The organism is Mumia sp. (genome assembly GCF_028803055.1).
GTDB lineage: Bacteria > Actinomycetota > Actinomycetes > Propionibacteriales > Nocardioidaceae > Mumia.
In genome coordinates this window covers 1-17,089 of record NZ_JARBCJ010000059.1, presented here as the reverse complement: position 1 = coordinate 17,089, position 17,089 = coordinate 1, and the positions used below count along the sequence as shown (strand labels likewise).

Here is a 17,089-nt window from a genome sequence, read left to right as displayed (position 1 = left end):
TCCCTCGAGGCGGGGATCGCCGACCGGATGGGCGTCACGACGGACGCCATTCCTCGTACCGCCGCCGAGCTGCGAGCCGCGCGCGACGCCTACCCGCACGACGTCCACGAGCCCAAGCTCTGCCACGTGTGGTTCCTCGCCTCCGAACCCAGCGCCGACGCGGTGCGCGCCCTTGAGTCCTACGACTTCGGCCCCGACCGCGTCGCACCGATCGGGCGAGAGCTGCACCTCCGCTACGCCGACGGGGTGGCACGCAGTGCGATCACGGCACCGCGGCTGCTCAAGCTGTCCGGCGTCGTCGGCACGGCGCGCAACCTCAGGACGGTCGAGAAGCTCGCCGCGATGGCGCAGTGACGCTCACAGGTCCGCGACGGGTGCCGCGGTCGCCGGCGGGGCTCCGATGCTCTCGACCGGGAGGTCGACGGCACGTGCTGCCGTGAGCCTCGCACGCTCGATCCGGTCCAGCCGGAACCAGCGGAGCGCGTCCTGCGTGCGGCAGTGCGCCACGAGGTACCACGAGCCGCGCGTGGAAGCGAGGATCTGCGGATCGACGCGGCGATCGGTGACGACCCCCGATCCGTCCCGATAACGCAGCGAGAGCACGCGCCTCTCCTGGAGCGCCTCCTCCACCGCCCGGCGGGACCGCGCGTCGCCGGTGGTGTCGTCCGCGCGGTCGATCCACACCCGCTCGGAGAGAGCGGTCGCACGGAGGCGGGTCGGTGGCGCCATCCCGTCGAGCACCTTGGCGAGGGCGGCGCGCGCCTGGGTGTCGAACGGCTCGCCCCGATGGGCGGAGATCGCCGCGGCAAGCCCGGAGACCTCGGCCTCGGAGAAGTTCAACGGCGGAAGGGTCGCGTCCGGGTCCACGACGTAGCCCCCGTGACGACCCAGGCGCGCCCAGATCGGGAACCCGCCCTGCTGCAGTGCCGACACGTCCCGCTTGATCGTCCGGACGCTGACCTCGTACGTCGCGGCCAGCTGCTCGGCGGTGCGGCCCCGCGCGCCGGCGCGGCGCAGCTCCTCCCGGATCGCGTAGAGCCGATCGGTGCGGTTCATGAGAAAAGAGTGACACAAGGGTGACGAGTTCTGACGAGACGATGGGGTGATGACGAACTCCGGTGGACCTGTCCTCCTGCTCAGCGGCGCCGGGCTCCCGGCCTGGATCTGGGACGCGGCGCGCGAAGCGCTCGGCCCCGACCACGAGACCGCGGTCGCCTCCCGGCCCGACGGTCGTACGCCGAGCCTCTCCTCGTACGTCGACGCTGCCCTCGACTCCGCGCCGTGGGACCGGTTTGCCGTGGTCGCGCACTCGTCCGGCGGCGTCGTCGGCACCGAGCTCGCCCGTCGGGCTCACCCACGGGTCAGCGCCGTGATCGGAGTCAGCGCCGTCGTCCCGCCACCCGGCGGGTCGTTCGTCTCCTCGATGCCCTTCCCGCAGCGCCACCTGCTGAGCCTCGCGATGCGGCTCGCGGGCACCCGGCCACCGGACGGCGCCCTCCGCCGCGGCGTCGCCGCGGGCCTGGACGAGCCCACTGCCGCGCGGATCGTCGCCGAGTTCGTGCCCGAGTCGCCCGACCTCTACCGCGGGCGGACCGGGACCGATGCGCTACGGGTGCCGACCGGGTACGTGACGACGACGCAGGACCGCGAGCTCTCCCCAGGCCTCCAAGGACGGTTCGCTGCCCGGCTCGGTACGCCCCGTCAGCGGAGCCTCGCCACGGGCCACCTGCCGATGCTCGAGGACACGACCGGGCTCGCCGGCGCCCTCGCTGAGATGCTCGACCAGCGCGGCTGAGCGTCAGGTGAGCTGGCGGAGCCGGATCGTCTCGGGCAGCGTGCCGAGCGCCGCGAGCGTCTCGGGCTCGAGCTGCTTGTCGATGTCGGTGAGCACGTAGCCGATCTCGCCGCGAGTCCCCAGGATCTGACCGTCGATGTTGACGCCGTGGTCGCCGAGCACCACGTTGATGGCCGACAGCACGCCCGGCACGTTGTGGTGGATGTGCGCGAGACGGTGGTGGTCGCCGTACGACGGCAGCTGGAGGTGCGGCAGGTTCGGGGAGAGGTCGGTGGACCCGTCGACGAGGTAGGAGTGCAGCTTGCCCGAGACGAAGCGGCCGATGTCCTGCTGAGCCTCCATCGTCGAGCCGCCGACGTGCGGCGTGAGGATCACGTTGGGGAGCCCGCGAAGGTCGGACTCGAACGGCTCGCCCTGCTTCTTGGGCTCCACGGGGAACACGTCGACGGCGGCACCGGCGATGTGGCCCGACTCGATGTGCGCCCGCAGCGCGACGGTGTCGACGAGGATGCCGCGGGAGAGGTTGAGGAAGAGCGAGCGCGGCTTCATCCGCGCGAACTCCGCGGCGCCGAAGAGGCCGGCGTTGCCCGGCCGGCCGTCGACGTGCAGCGTCACGACGTCGACGGTCTCGAGCAGCTCGTGGAGCGTCGCGCACCGCTTGGCGTTGCCGAGTGCGAGCTTGTCGGCCACGTCGTAGTAGGAGACCTGCATGCCGAGGGCCTCAGCGAGCACGGACAGCTGGCTGCCGATGTTGCCGTAGCCCACGATGCCGAGCTTGCGGCCACGGATCTCGTGGCTGCCCTGCGCGGACTTGTTCCAGATGCCGGCGTGCATGTCGTTGGTCTTCTCGTTGAGCCGGCGCGCGAGCGAGATGATCTCGCCGATCGCGAGCTCGACGACCGAGCGCGTGTTGGAGTACGGCGCGTTGAAGACGGCCACCCCGCGGGCCGCCGCCGCCTTGAGGTCGATCTGGTTGGTGCCGATGCAGAAGGCGCCGACCGAGAGGAGGTCGGGCGCCTGCGCGAGCACGCGCTCGGTGACGTACGTCGTGGAGCGGATGCCGAGGAGGTGAACGCCCTGGACTGCCTCGATCAGCTCGTCCTCGCCGAGGGCTCCGGTGCGCGTCTCCACCTGGTAGCCCTGCGCGCGCAGGAACTCGGCGCCGTCGGCGTGGATGTTCTCCAGCAGGAGGACACGGATGTCGTGGTCCTCGAGCCGTGGCGTGGTCACGGGAAGGTCTGAGGTCATGGTGTAGAGCGTCTGTGTCGTCACGGGGACGAGTCCTCCTGGTCAGGTCGGTCCACCCGGAGGTGGCGGTCGACCCAGGGCCCAGGCGTACGGTCCCGCGGTCTGTGCTGGTGTGTCGCTCCCTGGTGGTCGACCCACCTGAACGCCAGTCGCGACCGGACCAGTCTAGGTCGTCCTCCCGGCACGGCCGAACGCATTCCGCGCTTCGGGCCTACTCGGCGCCAAGCAGAGCGAGGAACTCCTCGGGCGGCGTCCCCGGGATGTGGGCGAGACGGACCTGTCCGCGGGCGACGAGCTTCCCCTCGGCGTTCGTCGTGTTCATCTCCCACAGCTGGGTCGTCCGCCCGCGGTGGATCGGCGTCGCGACCGTACGGAGCGTCTCGCCCTCGCGGGCCTGCCGGAGGAAGTCGGTGTTGTTGTTGACCCCGACCACCAGACCCCTGTCGCGGAGCCACGCCTGCGCGCCCATGCTGGCGGCACTCTCGTGGGCCGCACAGTGCACACCGCCGTGGACGATCCCGAACGGCTGGAGGTGCTGCGCTCCCACGGTCCACTCGATGGTCGCGCGGTCACCGGAGAGCTCCACGAAGCGGAAGCCGAGGGCTCCGCCGAGGCCGGTCTCCGACATGGACGCCGTTGCATCAGTCACACGACGAGTGTGCCCACCGAGGTCTTGTCCCTCATACCCCCTAGGGGTATTCTCGGCGGCATGGACACCCACGCACCCGGTTACAGCGACGACAAGGCCGCAGTCCTCAAGCGGCTCAGGCGCGTCGAGGGTCAGGTCCGCGGGCTCCAGCGGATGGTCGAGGAGGACGTCTACTGCATCGACGTCCTCACCCAGGTCTCCGCCGCCACCAAGGCGCTGGAGTCCGTCGCCCTGACCTTGCTCGACGAGCACCTCTCGCACTGCGTCCACGACGCCATCGCCTCCGGCGACAGGGCTGAGGAAAAGATCGCCGAGGCCTCCGCCGCGATCGCTCGCCTCGTGCGGTCGTGACCCCAGCCCTTCCCCGTACCCTGCTCGACCGACTCTCGAGGAGCCCATCATGAACACGACCTACCACGTCACCGGGATGACCTGCGGCCACTGCGCAGGCGCCGTCAAGGAGGAGATCGGGGCGCTGGAGGGCGTCCGGTCCGTGGACGTCGACCTCGTCGCCGGCGGCACCTCGTCGGTGCACGTGACCAGCGACGTCCCGCTCGACGACGCCGCCGTCGCGGCCGCGGTCGACGAGGCGGGGAGCTATCAGGTCGTGGGGTCGTGACGCTCCAGACCCACGAGCTCGACATCGGCGGGATGACCTGCGCCTCGTGCGCCGCCCGTGTCGAGAAGAAGCTCAACAAGCTCGAGGGCGTCGAGGCGTCCGTCAACTTCGCGACCGAGCGGGCGTACGTGTCCGCGCCGGCGTTCGTCGACGTGGCCGACCTCGTCGCCACCGTCGAGAAGACGGGCTACTCCGCCGCTCCCGTCCGTGATCTGCCGGAGCCGGCCGCGACGGGGGACGCGACCGGCTCCGGCGCCACGCCCGACGAGGATCCCGAGCTGGTGTCCCTGCGGCAGCGGCTCGTGGTCTCGGCGCTCCTCGCGGCCCCGGTCCTGGTGCTGTCGATGGTTCCCGCGAGGCAGTTCGACAACTGGCAGTGGCTCGCGCTCACGCTCGCCGCTCCCGTCGCGGTGTGGGGCGCCTGGCCGTTCCACCGTGCCGCGCTGGTCAACGCGCGCCACGGCGCCGCGACGATGGACACGTTGATCTCGATCGGCGTCACCGCCGCGTTCGCCTGGTCCGTCTATGCGTTGTTCTGGGGTCACGCCAGCGTGACCGGCATGACGATGGAGCTCACCTGGTTCGCCCAGGGGTCCGGGGCCGACGAGATCTACCTGGAGGTGGCCAGCGCGGTCACCGTCTTCATCCTGCTCGGTCGCTATCTCGAGCAGCGCGCCAAGCGGGACTCCGGCGCCGCCCTCCGCGCGCTCCTCTCGCTGGGCGCCAAGCGGGTCACTGTGCTCCGTGGCGACCGAGAGGTCGAGGTCCCCGTCTCCGAGCTCGGGGTCGGCGACACGTTCGTGGTGCGACCGGGCGAGAAGGTCGCCGCCGACGGTGAGGTCGTCTCGGGCAGCGCGTCGATCGACGCCGCGATGCTGACCGGCGAGAGCGTCCCGGTGGACGTCACAGCCGGTGACCGTGTCGTGGGCGGAACGGTCGCCGCCGGCGGCCGGCTCGTCGTCCGCGCCACGGCCGTCGGCGAGCGCACGCAGCTCGCCCAGATGGCACGCCTGGTGGAGAACGCTCAGAGCGGCAAGGCGCCGGTCCAGCGCCTCGCGGACCGCATCTCCGCCGTCTTCGTGCCGGTCGTCATCGTGATCGCCCTCGGCACGCTCGCCGGGTGGTTGCTGGCGGGCGGGACGCCCACGGAGGCGTTCACCGCGGCGGTCGCGGTCCTCATCATCGCCTGCCCCTGCGCTCTCGGGCTCGCGACGCCGACGGCGCTCCTGGCCGGGACCGGCCGCGGGGCGCAGATGGGCATCCTCGTCAAGGGCCCGGAGATCCTCGAGTCCACCCGCCGGGTCGACACCGTCGTGCTCGACAAGACCGGCACGGTGACCGAGGGAGCGATGCACGTCGTCGGCGTGGAGACCGTCGCCGGCACCGACGCCGGCGAGCTCCTGCGGCTCGCCGGTGCGGTCGAGGCGGCGTCGGAGCACCCCCTGGCCCGTGCGGTGACGACGGCGGCCCGCGAGGCGGGGGACCTGCCCGAGGTGCACGAGTTCGTCACCACGACTGGACTCGGGGTCGGCGGCGTGGTCGAGGACCGCAAGGTTCTCGTCGGACGCCTCCCGTGGCTCCTCGAGCAGGGATCGAGCCTTCCTGACGGCCTGCCGGACACTGGTCCTGCGACCACGCCGGTCCACGTGGCGGTCGACGGCGAGGTTCGTGGGATCGTCGCGGTGGCGGACCGGGTCAAGCCGACGTCGGCCGAGGCCGTACGCCGGCTGCGCGCGCTCGGCCTCGAGCCAGTCCTCCTCACCGGCGACCGACGCTCGGTCGCCGAGGACGTGGCGCGCGAGGTCGGCATCACCGAGGTCGTCGCCGAGGTGCTGCCGGAGGACAAGGCCGCGGCCGTCGCCGACCTGCAGGCCCGCGGGCGTACGGTCGCGATGGTCGGTGACGGGGTCAACGACGCACCGGCCCTCGCCGTCGCCGATCTCGGGATCGCCATGGGCACCGGCACCGACGTGGCGATCGAGGCGTCGGACCTGACCCTCGTCCGCGGCGACCTGCGTCTCGCTCCCCGGGCCATCGAGCTGTCGCGCCGTACGCTGCGCACCATCAAGCAGAACCTCGGATGGGCGTTCGGCTACAACGTGGCGGCGATCCCGCTCGCGGCGGCCGGCTTCCTCAACCCGCTGATCGCCGGCGCCGCGATGGCCGCGAGCTCGGTGCTCGTCGTCACGAACTCGCTGCGGCTGCGCAACCTCTGACCCGTCCCGCGCCGCGCCTCGCTCACGCCAGGGCGAAGGTCTTGCGGTACTCCCCCGGCGTCACCCCGACGAGCCGCCGGAAGTGGTGACGCAGCAGCGTGCCGGACGAGAAGCCGCAGCGGTGCGCGACGTGGTCGATGTCGAGGTCGGTCGACTCCAGGAGAGTGCGGGCCCGGAGGATCCGCTGCTGAGCCAGCCACTGGATCGGCGTCGTCCCCGTCTCTGCGGTGAAGCGACGAGCGAACGTCCGCGGCGACATCCCGGCGAGCTCCGCCAGGCGCGAGACCGGCTGCTGCTCCTCCAGGTGTTCGACCATCCAGTCGAGCACCTCGGCGAACATGTCGTCGCTGCACTCGGGCACGGGATGGTCGATGAACTGCCGCTGACCACCGTCGCGCTGCGGCGCCACCACCATGCGGCGCGCGATCGCGTTGGCGGCCTCGCTCCCGATCTCCCGGCGCACGAGGTGGAGGGCGGCGTCGATCCCGGCCGCCGTACCGGCGCTCGTGACGATGTCACCGTCGTCGACGAAGAGGACGTCCTCGTTGACCTCCGCGACCGGGAACATCGTGCGGAGCAGGGCGGCATGGCGCCAGTGGGTCGTGCACGGGCGCCCGTCGAGCAGCCCCGCCTCCGCGAGGATGAACGCGCCGCTGCAGAGACTGAGCATCGTGGCTCCGGAGGCGTGAGCGGCGCGCAGAGCGGACAGGATCGCCTCGTCCAGCGGCGCGAGCGCCTCGCCGGTCCGTCGCCACGACGGGACGACGGCGACGAGATCGGCCCCCAGCAGCCCGTCGAGACCGTGGTCGGGGACGATCGACCCGCCGACCGAGAGGCGGACGGGAACTCCTGCCTCCGGGCCGCAGATCCGGAAGTCGAACGGCGGGACGCCATCCTCGGTCCGGTCGATCCCGAAGACCTCGCACACCACCCCCAGCTCGAAGGCGGTGACGTCGTCGGTGACCAAGGCAGCGACCGTACGGATCATGGAGTCGACGCTACGTGGCAGGATCTGTGCGGTCAACGACTTTTACACACCTTCTGTCTCGATCTGTACGAGCGCATGGTTGTTGCCATGAGGCATTCACGAAAGCATCTGATCACGACCAGCCCACGCTTCCCGGCGTTCCGCGTCGGCAACGGCAACCGCGACGCGCAGCGCCTGCGGTCGGAGCTCCAGGCGATCGCGACCCACAGCCAGCCCAAGGACTGAGGCGAGGCGACGCGCACCGAGACCGATCAGCGGAGGCGGGAGCCCCACACTGGTCGACCCGGACAAGGGTCCTTGCTAGCCTTTCCGCACGCTGTGCGAGAGAACGAGGAGGTGCTACCCGTGAACGCAATGACGTGGGTGCTCCTCGGTGAGGTCACAGCCGGGCGATAGGTCGTCCGGGAGCGCCGTTCAAGCACTCCCGAAAGGCACGACCATGCGCATCACCTCCGAAGAGCGCCTCGACGACGGCGTCCTCGAACGAGAGTTCACCCTCGGCGGCATCCCCGGCATGCTGTGGACCCCCACGTCCTCGCCAGCGCCGGTGCTCCTCATGGGCCACCCTGGCGGGCTTCGAACGATGTACCCGCGGCTGGTGGGGCGAGCGAGACACTCCGCAGCGAACGGCTTCGCCGCGGCCACGATCGAGCTGCCAGGGGCCGGCGGTCGACCTCCGTCGGCCGACGCCGAGCAGGCCCGCGCCGACCTGCGGCGAGCGGTGCTGGCCGGCGAGCCCGTCGACGAGATCGTCGACAGGCTGGTCCTTCCCCTGGTCGAGAACGCCGTCCCCGAGTGGCAGACGCTCCTGGACGACCTCCTCGCGCTGCCAGGGATCAGCGGCCCGGTCGGTTACTCGGGCGGGGTGACCGCCCTCGGGATCAGGCTGGCGCTGGTCGAGCCACGCATCGCGGCGCTAGGGCTGTTCGCCGGAACCTTCGTGCCGCGCGTCATGTTCGACGAGGCCCGTCAGATCACCGTGCCGCTGCACGTCCTGCTGCAGTGGGACGACGAAGGGAATGACCGGCAGCGGGCACTGGACCTCTTCGATGCCTTCGGCTCCCAGGAGAAGACGCTGCAAGCCAACATGGGCGGGCACACCGGGGTTCCGCCGTTCGCGGCGGACGACGCGGCCAGGTTCTTCGCCCGGCACCTGAGGTGACGCCACGTTCTCAGACCGGAGAGGCGACGCACCCCCAGACTCCCGTGCCACGATCGGGGGCATGACCACCCTCATCGGCATCACGGGAGCGACCGGCCGCGTCGGTCGGGCGGCCGCACGCCACCTCGCCGACGGCGGGTATGCCACGCGGCTGATCGTCCGCGATCCGGCACGCACGCCGACTCTGCCCCGGTCGGAGGTCGCGGTCGCCTCGTACGACGACGCGCACGCATGCCGGGCGGCGTACGAAGGACTCGACACCCTCTTTCTGGTCTCGGCGACAGAGTCGGCCGACCGCGTCGCCCAGCACCGTACGGCGGTCGACGCGGCGGTCGCTGCGGGCGTACGCCAGCTGGTCTACCTGTCGTTCGTCGGGGCGGGTCCGGACGCAGGGTTCCTCCTCGCCCGCGACCACGGCGCGACCGAGGAGCTGATCGCCGCCGCTCCGGTGGAGTGGACGTTCCTGCGCGACAACCTCTACACCGAGGCGATCCAGACGATGTTCGGCGACGACGGCGTGATCCGCGGGCCCGCCGGTCGCGGCAGGGTCGCCTCCGTCTCCCAGGCCGACGTGGCGGCGGTGGTCGCACACGTGCTCGAGGACCCCACAGCGCACACGGGCAGGACGTACGAGCTCACCGGGCCCGAGGCCCTGACGCTCGACGAGATCGCGGCGCTCCTCACCACGGCGACCGGCAGACCTCACCGGTACGTCGCCGAGACGGTGCAGGAGGCGTTCGCCAGCCGGGCACGGTACGAGGCACCGCGCTGGCTGGTCGAGGCGTGGGTCAGCACCTACACCGCCGTCGCCGACGGCGAGCTGGAGCACGTGAGCGACGACGTTCCCGCGCTGCTGGGGCGCCCCGCGACCACGGTGGCGGAGGTGTTCAGCGGCCGCCGGACGTGACCGCGTCGAGCACGCGGAGCGCGTTGCCGCCCGCGAGCGCCGCCATGTCGTCGGCACTCCACCCCCGGGTTGCGAGCGCCTCGAGGACGCGCGGGTAGGTCGAGACGTCCTCCAGACCGACGGGGAACCGCACGAAGCCGTCATAGTCACCGCCCAGCCCGACGTGCTCGACGCCCATCACCTCACGAGCGTGCTCGATGTGGTCCACGACGTCTTGGACGGTGACCCGAGGCTCGGGGCCGACCTCGCCGCCGTGACGCCAGCGCGCCCAGCTCTCGCTGAGGAAACTCGGCACGAAGGCCACCATCAGCACGCCCCCGTTGTCACGCAGGCGGAGCAGCACGTCGTCCGGCACGTTGCGAGGGTGGTCGGTCACCGCGCGGCAGCTGGAGTGGCTGAAGATCACCGGCGCCGCCGTGACGTCGAGGGCGTCGTGCATGGTCGTCGTCGCCACGTGGGACAGGTCGACGAGCATCCCGAGCCTGTTCATCTCCCGAACCACGTCGCGACCGAGGTCGGTGAGACCGCCGTGGACCGGCTCGTCGGTCGCGGAGTCGGCCCACGCCGTGTTGACGTTGTGCGTGAGGGTCATGTAGGCGACGCCGAGCCGCGAGAGCACCCGCAGCACGGCGAGCGAGTCGTCGATGCTGTGACCGCCCTCGGCGCCCAGCAGGGAGGCCACCTTGCCGTCGGCCCACACCGCCCGGACGTCGTCGCCCGTCCGTGCGAGCGCGAGGTCGTCCGGGTAGGCCGCCACCAGCCGGTGGACGAAGTCGATCTGCTCGAGGGTCGCCTCGACCGCGTCGGCACCCGCGAGCGACGACGGCACTAACACCGACCAGAACTGGGCGCCGACCCCGCCACGGCGCAGGCGCGGGACGTCGGTGTGGAAGCGCCCGTGCGGAGCGACCTCTCCCAGGCCGTCCGTCGCGTACGCCGCCTCGACCCGCGACTCCCACGCGAGGTCGTTGTGGCCGTCGAAGACCAGCGCCTTCTCCAGCGCCGAGCGCACCGTCGGGTCGCCGGTCACCGCGAGCCGGGCTGCGGGATGGGGTGAGGAGGACGCCGCTGGATTCACCGGGCAACCCTGGCACGCCAGGAGCTGGTCGCGCACGGACCCGTCGTGGAGCGTGTCACGCGACGGGTCCGCACGCGAGCTATCAGGACCCCGAAAGCGCCCTGTCGATCTCCCGGAGGAAGTCCTCGAGGTCCTTCGGCGTCCGCGAGGTGATCAAGGTCGGCGTCCGGCTGTCGTCGACCACCGCGGCGTCGTCGACCCACTGGCCTCCGGCGTTGCGGATGTCGGTCTGCAGCGAGGCGTACGACGTGAGCCGTCGGCCGTCGACGACGCCGGCCTCGACCAGCGCCCACGGACCGTGACAGATCGCGGCGATCGGACGGCCGTTGCTCTCGAACGCCGTCACGACCCCGACCGCGTCCTCGTCGAGGCGGAGCTGGTCGGCGTTGATGGTGCCGCCCGGGAGCAGCAACAGGTCGTACGCCGACGGGTCCACCTGCGAGATCGTCGTCGTGGGAGTGACCGACTTGCCGGGGTCCTTGTCGCCGACCAGGGTCTCGATCGGGTCGTCCTCCACCGCGGCGACATCGACCTCGGCCCCGTGCTCACGCAGGTGGTCGACGGGCACCACGAGCTCGTCCTGCTCGACGCCGTAGTTGCTGACCAGGGCCAGGACTCGGCGTCCGCTGAGGTCGGGCTTGGACATCAGATGTCTCCTCTCGACTAGCGGAAGGTTGCCTCCGCCAGGTACCCACGTGGGGAGCCGTCACACCTTCGCCCCGCCGGATGCGACCTACGCTCGACCCATGACGTCATCGATGGAGGAGACGGCGCGGGCCGCGCGCCGCGCCGTCACCCGGGAGGACGCGGGGCGGGTGCTGCCGCGGATCGCCCACCTCCTCGCGCCGTACAAGCGCAAGATGCTGCTCGTCGGCCTCGCCGTCGTCGCCGGCGCCGTGCTGGCATCGCTCGCGCCGTTCCTGACCAAGGCGGTGTTCGACGACGCCTTGTTCCCGCCCGGTGGTGGTGGCCCCGACCTCGGGCTCCTCGGGTGGCTGGTCGCCGGGCTGTGCGCGATCCCGGTCGTCACCTCGCTGATCGCGATCGGCCAGAACTATCTGACGTCGACGATCGGGAACTCCGCGATGGCGGACCTGCGCGGACGACTGTTCGCGCACCTGCAGACGATGGAGCTCGGCTTCTTCACCGCGACGAAGACCGGGGCGATCCAGTCGCGCCTGGCCAACGACGTCAGCGGCGTACGGACGGTGCTGACCGACACCGCGACCACCATCCTCCAGAACGCCGTCACGGTCCTCTCGGCCTTCGTCGCGATGGTGATCCTGTCCTGGCAGCTCACGATCATCACGCTGATCCTGATGCCGGTGTTCGTCGTCATCCAGGTGCGGGTCGGCCGGCGGCGCCAACGGCTCGCCCGCAAGACCCAGGAGTCGCTGTCGGAGATGACCGCGATCACCGAGGAGGCGCTGTCGGTCTCCGGGATCCTCCTCGCCAAGGTGTTCAACCGCGCCGAGAGCGAGACGCTGCGCTACCGCGACGAGAACCACCGCCAGACCCACCTCCAGGTCAGGGCCGCGATGACGGGCCGGACGTTCTTCGCGATGGTCCAGACGTTCTTCGCGATCACACCGGCCCTGATCTATCTCGTCTCGGGCCTGATGCTGACCGGGCGGCTGGACTCCTCCGGCGCCGCGCTGACGGCGGGCACCCTCGTCGCGTTCACCACGCTGCAAGCCCGGCTGCAGATGCCCCTGATCCAGCTCATGCGCGTCACCCTCGACGTCCAGACGTCGCTCGCGCTGTTCCGACGGATCTTCGAGTACCTCGACCTGGAGCCGGCGATCGTCGAGCGGCCCGACGCCCGGCCGCTTCCCGACACCGGAGAGGGAGGACGCGTCGAGTTCCGCGGCGTGTGGTTCCGCTACCCGCCACCGCGGCTCGTGGGCATCCAGCAGCCCCGCGGCACCGACGACCAGGACCCCGTGACGGAGGAGCGCTGGACGTTGCAGGACGTCTCGCTGACGGTCGAGCCGGGTCAGCTCGCGGCCATCGTGGGGCCGTCGGGATCGGGCAAGACCACCATGACGTACCTCGTACCCCGCTTCTACGACGTGACCGACGGTGCCGTCCTCATCGACGGCGTCGACGTCCGCGACGCGACCGAGCACTCGCTGGCGACCACGGCCGGGATGGTGACGCAGGAGCCGTACCTCTTCCACGGCACCGTCTACGACAACATCGCGTACGCCAAGGAGGGCGCGACGCCGGAGGAGGTCGAGCAGGCTGCGCGCGACGCCAACATCCACGACCGGATCATGAGCTTCGCCGAGGGCTACCAGACGGTGACCGGTGAGCGCGGCTACCGGCTGTCAGGGGGCGAGAAGCAGCGGATCGCGATCGCGCGAGTGTTCCTGATGAACCCCCGGGTCCTCATCCTCGACGAGGCGACGTCGGCGCTCGACACCGAGACCGAGCGCCTCGTCCAGGACGCTCTCGAGCGCGCGACCGTCGGGCGCACCACGATCGCGATCGCGCACCGGTTGTCGACGATCCAGAACGCCGACGTCATCTTCGGGCTCGAGGAGGGCCGGCTGGTGGAGCAGGGCACACACGCCGAGCTGCTCGCCGAGGGCGGGCTGTACTCGCGGCTCTACGTCGAGCAGTTCGGCGGCGGCGAGATCGAGGGCCGCTTCCGCGACGGTGTCGTGTTCCGCGACGGCGCGGTGTTCCACGACCGTGAGGACCACGTCCGCGCCGACGTCCCGCTCTGACCTGCCTCGCGTCTGGCTACTGCTGGATCACCGAGAGCACGTTGCCCGCGGGGTCGGTGAACCACGCGATGAGCGGTCCTCCTCCACGGAAGATGCCCGTGGCATCGGTGGCCATGGGCGTGCCCTCGTACCTCTCGAACGACACACCGCGCCCGGCGAGGGTGTCCACGGCCGTCTCGATGTCGGGCACCGGGAAGTTCAGGACGGTGAACGACGCCGGCTGGTGCTGGTCGCCCTTGGGGTAGACGAGCGTGTCGCGGCCGCCCGCGAGGTGCAGCGTCAGCATCCCGTCCTGCTCCTCCACGTCGAGGCCGAGCGTGTCGGAGTAGAAGGCCTGCGCAGCCGCGGTGTCGTCGACCGAGAAGCCGCTGAAGGCCGGTGAGTCGGCAAGCATGGTCGCCCTCCTTGCGGGGTCACGTCCGGACCCCTCCCGGTGCTGACCGGCTCAGCGTGCGGAACTCACCGGCACGGCTTGAGCGGACGGGTCGCCGGACCCTCGATGACCGAGCCGTCCTCGGCGAACCGCGACCCGTGCAGGGGGCAGTCCCAGGACCGCTCGGCGTCGTTCCACTCCACGATCCCGCCGAGGTGGGTGCAGACCGCCGAGACCGGCGCGCCGTTACCGGAGTCCGCGCAGGGCGGCACCCCGCCGACCGACGGCGGGGCGCCGTCGCGCGTCACCGCGGCCGAGACCCATCCCTTGCCCATCTCCACACCGACCGACGCGTTGAGCTCAGCCGCCTTCGCCGCATCACGCAGCGCGGGACGGCGCCAGGAGCTGACAGCGTCGCGCCACGAGGGCGTCTCGCCCAAGAGGTCACCGGCGAGGGCGAGGCCCGCGGCCGCACCCATCGCCAACCCCCACTTGTTGAAGCCGGTCGCGACGTGGACCGCCCCGCGGTTCGGCAGCAGCTTGCCGACGTAGGGCAGACCGGAGGCGGGCGCGTAGTCCTGCGCCGACCACGTGGCCAGCGGGTCCCCCACGCCGAAGGTGCTCTGGGACCAGGCGACGAGGTCGTCGACCTTCTGCGCCTCGGACCGGGCGCGCCCGGTGGTGTGCCCGTTGCCGCCGACGACGAGCACCGACTCGTCGGGCGTCGACGTCCGCAGGGAGCGGGTCGGAGTGTCGATCGACAGGTGCATCGCGTCCACCGCGGGACCGTCGGTGCGGAAGGCGGCGGCGTACGACCGCTCCGGGGAGAGGCGGGCGAAGAAGCCGCCACGGTCGAGGATCGGTATCCCGGTGGCGAGGACGACGTGGCGCGCGTCGACCGTCGCGTGCTCGGTCCGGACCCGGGGCCTCTCACCGCCGTCCACGCGAAGGACACGGGTCTGCTCGAAGAGCCGCGCCCCCGCCTCGACGGCGTCGGCCATGATGCGGTCGGTGACCGCGACGGCGTCGATCTGCCCCTGCCCGGCGAGCCGGATCGCGCCTCGCACCTCGTACGGCAGCTCGAGGCTGTCCTCCCACACCACCGGCAGTCCTGCCTCCACGCACGCCTCGTGCTCGCGCCGCAGCTGGCTCTCGCCGTGCGCGGTCGTCGCGTACGTCACCGCGTCGCGGACGTCGTACGGCAGACCGCTGCTCTGGCAGAACGCTCGGATCCACTCCTGGCCGGAGCGGTTGGCCTCGACGTAGCCCCGGAGGCGCTCGGGGTGGTGCCGCTGGAGCGTCGAGAGGCGCGAGCCCTGGAGGAGGCTCACCTTGCCGGTCGTACCCCCTGTCGTCCCGGCAGCGACGGTGCGCCCTTCGAGCACGACGACCGAGGTTCCGGCGCGAGCGAGCGCGAGCGCGGTCGTGGCCCCGACCAGGCCCGCGCCCACGACGACGACGTCGCACGAGAGGTCCTCGCTCAGCGGGGAGTAGGTCGGGCGGTCAGGGTTCTGGTCGTACCACCAGGAGTGCATCGGGTTCGTTCCTTCCGTCGGGCTCACCGGTACCCAGCCTCGCGCAGGACACGCGGGGTTTCAGACCGCCCTCCAGGGGTACCGCCGGGGGGCCGTCTACCGGATCCGAGAGGGAGTTCACGTGGCCACGACCGAGTACGACGCGGTCGTCGTCGGGGCCGGGCCGAACGGTCTCGTGGCGGCGAACCTCCTCGCCGACGCGGGACTCGACGTGGTCGTCCTCGAGGCGCAGCCGGAGGTGGGTGGAGCCGTGCGCAGCGCGCGCGACGTGCACCCCGACTACGAGCACGACACGTTCAGCTCGTTCTATCCCCTCGCGGCGGCGTCGGGCGCGATCGGCGGGCTCGGCCTCGAGAGGCACGGTCTGGAGTGGAGCCACGCGCCCGCCGTCCTCGGGCACCCGCTCCCTGACGGCTCGTGGGCGATGCTGCACCGTGACGTCGACGCGACCGCCCGGTCCCTCGAGGCGCTCGGCTCCGGCGACGGCGACCGCTGGCGCGCCTGGGTCGACGATTGGCGTCACGTCGGCGACGCGATGGTCGACGCCCTGACGACGCCGTTCCCGCCGCTGCGTGCCGGGGCCAGGACGTTGTGGGCGCTGCGCTCGGTCGGAGGGATCGACTACGTACGCCGTCTGCTGGAGCCCGCGGCCGCCCTCGGCAGCGACGGCTTCGAGGGTCCAGGCGCGGGCCTGCTGATCGCCGGCAACGCCGCGCACGCCGACATCCCCGCCGACGCCGCCGGCTCGGGGTTGATGGGTCTCCTCATGACGATGCTGGGGCAGACCGTCGGGTTCCCGGTGCCTCGGGGTGGGGCCGGCCGGCTCTCGGCGGCGCTGGCACGGCGGTTCGCCTCCCTGGGGGGCGACATCCGTACCTCGTCGCGCGTCGACCGTGTCCTGCTCCGCGACGGACGAGCGGTCGGCGTCCGGGTCGCGGACGGCGAGGTCGTCACCGCCCGACGTGCGGTCGTGGCCGACGTCGTGGCCTCGTCGCTGTACGGCGGCCTCGTCAGTCCCGAGGACCTTCCGGCCCGCACCGCTCGGGCCATGGAGCGTTTCCAGATCGACCCCTCGACGATCAAGGTCGACTGGGCGCTCGACGGCCCGGTGCCCTGGTCGTCGCCGCCGGACGCCCCTCCCGGCACGGTCCATCTCGCCGACTCCGTGAGCGAGATCGCCGAGGCGACCGCGCAGATCAACGCGCACACCGTGCCCGGCGAGCCGTTCGTCCTCGTCGGCCAGATGACCACCGCCGACCCGACCCGCTCCCCGGCGGGGACCGAGGCCCTCTGGGCTTACGCGCACGTGCCCCAGGACGTCCGGCACGACGCCGGCGGTGACCGCATCACGGGTCGCTGGGACCGCGACGAGGTCGAGCGCTTCGCCGATCGGATGCAACGCCGGCTCGAGGCCCATGCCCCGGACCTCGCGAGCCGGATCGTCGCTCGACGGGTCCTCGGTCCGCGCGAGCTCGAGGCTCGGGACGCGAACCTCGTCGGCGGTGCCGTCAACGGCGGCACCTCCGCGATCCACCAGCAGCTGATCTTCCGACCCGTCCCCGGCAACGGTCGCGCGACGACCCCGGTGCCCGGCCTGTTCCTGGCGTCGGCGTCGGCCCATCCCGGCGGCGGTGTGCACGGAGCCCCCGGGGCGAACGCGGCCCGCGCCGTGCTCGCCGAACCTGCCCTGCTCCGCCGCGCGCGTCCGCTCGTCGCCCGTCTGCGCCGCGGAGATGTCCCCACCCTTCGAGAAGGAGCACCTGATGACCGTCGTCTCACGTGAGATC

General features: G+C 71.7%; 18 protein-coding genes. 10 read left to right on the top strand and 8 right to left on the bottom strand.

Features of this window, described 5'->3' with window-relative positions; translation table 11 throughout:
- Window positions 1-354, top strand: a 354-nt coding sequence (locus PV363_RS07810; protein WP_301022060.1) for a DUF1697 domain-containing protein, incomplete at its 5' end; no start/stop codon positions are given.
- A gap of 3 nt (window positions 355-357) precedes the next feature.
- Here PV363_RS07810 and PV363_RS07805 read toward each other — a convergent pair.
- Window positions 358-1,056, bottom strand: a complete 699-nt coding sequence (locus PV363_RS07805; protein ID WP_220342623.1) for a WYL domain-containing protein — start codon at window positions 1,054-1,056, stop codon at window positions 358-360.
- Between the two features lie 49 nt (window positions 1,057-1,105).
- On the opposite strand from PV363_RS07805, the gene PV363_RS07800 reads away from it, so the two are divergent.
- Window positions 1,106-1,795, top strand: a complete 690-nt coding sequence (locus PV363_RS07800; RefSeq protein WP_301022059.1) for an alpha/beta hydrolase — start codon at window positions 1,106-1,108, stop codon at window positions 1,793-1,795.
- 3 nt (window positions 1,796-1,798) lie between these two features.
- On the opposite strand, the gene serA is transcribed toward PV363_RS07800, so the two are convergent.
- The gene (gene serA / locus PV363_RS07795; protein WP_255559874.1) at window positions 1,799-3,043 is read right to left on the bottom strand and encodes a phosphoglycerate dehydrogenase; all 1,245 of its coding nucleotides are present in this window, start codon (window positions 3,041-3,043) and stop codon (window positions 1,799-1,801) included.
- 211 nt (window positions 3,044-3,254) lie between these two features.
- Window positions 3,255-3,692 carry a PaaI family thioesterase gene (locus PV363_RS07790; RefSeq protein WP_301022058.1) on the bottom strand — a complete coding sequence of 146 codons (438 nt, stop codon included), beginning with the start codon at window positions 3,690-3,692 and terminating at the stop codon, window positions 3,255-3,257.
- A 60-nt stretch (window positions 3,693-3,752) separates the two neighbouring features.
- Here PV363_RS07790 and PV363_RS07785 point away from each other — a divergent pair, with 60 nt between their 5' ends.
- The 3 genes from PV363_RS07785 to PV363_RS07775 are packed head-to-tail and all read left to right on the top strand — an operon-like array spanning window position 3,753 to window position 6,527.
- Complete coding sequence (locus PV363_RS07785) at window positions 3,753-4,043, top strand: metal-sensitive transcriptional regulator (RefSeq protein WP_220342625.1); 291 nt, start codon at window positions 3,753-3,755, stop codon at window positions 4,041-4,043.
- A 49-nt stretch (window positions 4,044-4,092) separates the two neighbouring features.
- Window positions 4,093-4,311: a heavy-metal-associated domain-containing protein gene (locus tag PV363_RS07780; RefSeq protein ID WP_220342626.1), complete on the top strand. Its 219-nt coding sequence runs from the start codon at window positions 4,093-4,095 to the stop codon at window positions 4,309-4,311.
- Complete coding sequence (locus tag PV363_RS07775; protein WP_301022057.1) at window positions 4,308-6,527, top strand: heavy metal translocating P-type ATPase; 2,220 nt, start codon at window positions 4,308-4,310, stop codon at window positions 6,525-6,527. Before PV363_RS07780 ends, PV363_RS07775 begins: the two co-directional genes overlap by 4 nt.
- A gap of 22 nt (window positions 6,528-6,549) precedes the next feature.
- On the opposite strand, the gene PV363_RS07770 is transcribed toward PV363_RS07775, so the two are convergent.
- A complete protein-coding gene (locus tag PV363_RS07770; RefSeq protein ID WP_301022056.1) occupies window positions 6,550-7,515 on the bottom strand; it encodes a helix-turn-helix domain-containing protein in 966 nt (321 codons plus the stop codon).
- Between the two features lie 87 nt (window positions 7,516-7,602).
- On the opposite strand from PV363_RS07770, the gene PV363_RS07765 reads away from it, so the two are divergent.
- The 3 genes from PV363_RS07765 to PV363_RS07755 all read left to right on the top strand — a co-directional run bounded on the left by PV363_RS07765 (window position 7,603) and on the right by PV363_RS07755 (window position 9,584).
- Window positions 7,603-7,740, top strand: a complete 138-nt coding sequence (locus PV363_RS07765; RefSeq protein WP_220342628.1) for a hypothetical protein — start codon at window positions 7,603-7,605, stop codon at window positions 7,738-7,740.
- A 214-nt stretch (window positions 7,741-7,954) separates the two neighbouring features.
- Window positions 7,955-8,677, top strand: a complete 723-nt coding sequence (locus PV363_RS07760; RefSeq protein WP_220345593.1) for an alpha/beta hydrolase — start codon at window positions 7,955-7,957, stop codon at window positions 8,675-8,677.
- A gap of 61 nt (window positions 8,678-8,738) precedes the next feature.
- Entirely contained in the window at window positions 8,739-9,584 is an 846-nt protein-coding gene (locus PV363_RS07755) for an NAD(P)H-binding protein (RefSeq protein ID WP_220366682.1), read from the top strand.
- Here the strand turns inward: PV363_RS07755 and PV363_RS07750 are convergent.
- The gene (locus tag PV363_RS07750) at window positions 9,565-10,662 is read right to left on the bottom strand and encodes a dipeptidase (RefSeq protein ID WP_301022055.1); all 1,098 of its coding nucleotides are present in this window, start codon (window positions 10,660-10,662) and stop codon (window positions 9,565-9,567) included. The genes PV363_RS07755 and PV363_RS07750 overlap by 20 nt on opposite strands.
- Window positions 10,663-10,744: 82 nt before the next feature.
- Entirely contained in the window at window positions 10,745-11,308 is a 564-nt protein-coding gene (locus PV363_RS07745; RefSeq protein WP_301022054.1) for a type 1 glutamine amidotransferase domain-containing protein, read from the bottom strand.
- A 100-nt stretch (window positions 11,309-11,408) separates the two neighbouring features.
- Between PV363_RS07745 and PV363_RS07740 the strand changes: the two genes are divergently transcribed.
- Window positions 11,409-13,394: an ABC transporter ATP-binding protein gene (locus PV363_RS07740; RefSeq protein WP_255559825.1), complete on the top strand. Its 1,986-nt coding sequence runs from the start codon at window positions 11,409-11,411 to the stop codon at window positions 13,392-13,394.
- 16 nt (window positions 13,395-13,410) lie between these two features.
- On the opposite strand, the gene PV363_RS07735 is transcribed toward PV363_RS07740, so the two are convergent.
- Complete coding sequence (locus PV363_RS07735) at window positions 13,411-13,788, bottom strand: VOC family protein (protein WP_220342632.1); 378 nt, start codon at window positions 13,786-13,788, stop codon at window positions 13,411-13,413.
- A 65-nt stretch (window positions 13,789-13,853) separates the two neighbouring features.
- Complete coding sequence (locus tag PV363_RS07730; protein WP_220342633.1) at window positions 13,854-15,302, bottom strand: FAD-dependent oxidoreductase; 1,449 nt, start codon at window positions 15,300-15,302, stop codon at window positions 13,854-13,856.
- Between the two features lie 121 nt (window positions 15,303-15,423).
- Here PV363_RS07730 and PV363_RS07725 point away from each other — a divergent pair, with 121 nt between their 5' ends.
- Window positions 15,424-17,085, top strand: a complete 1,662-nt coding sequence (locus tag PV363_RS07725; RefSeq protein WP_301022053.1) for an NAD(P)/FAD-dependent oxidoreductase — start codon at window positions 15,424-15,426, stop codon at window positions 17,083-17,085.
- Window positions 17,086-17,089 lie beyond the last annotated feature (4 nt).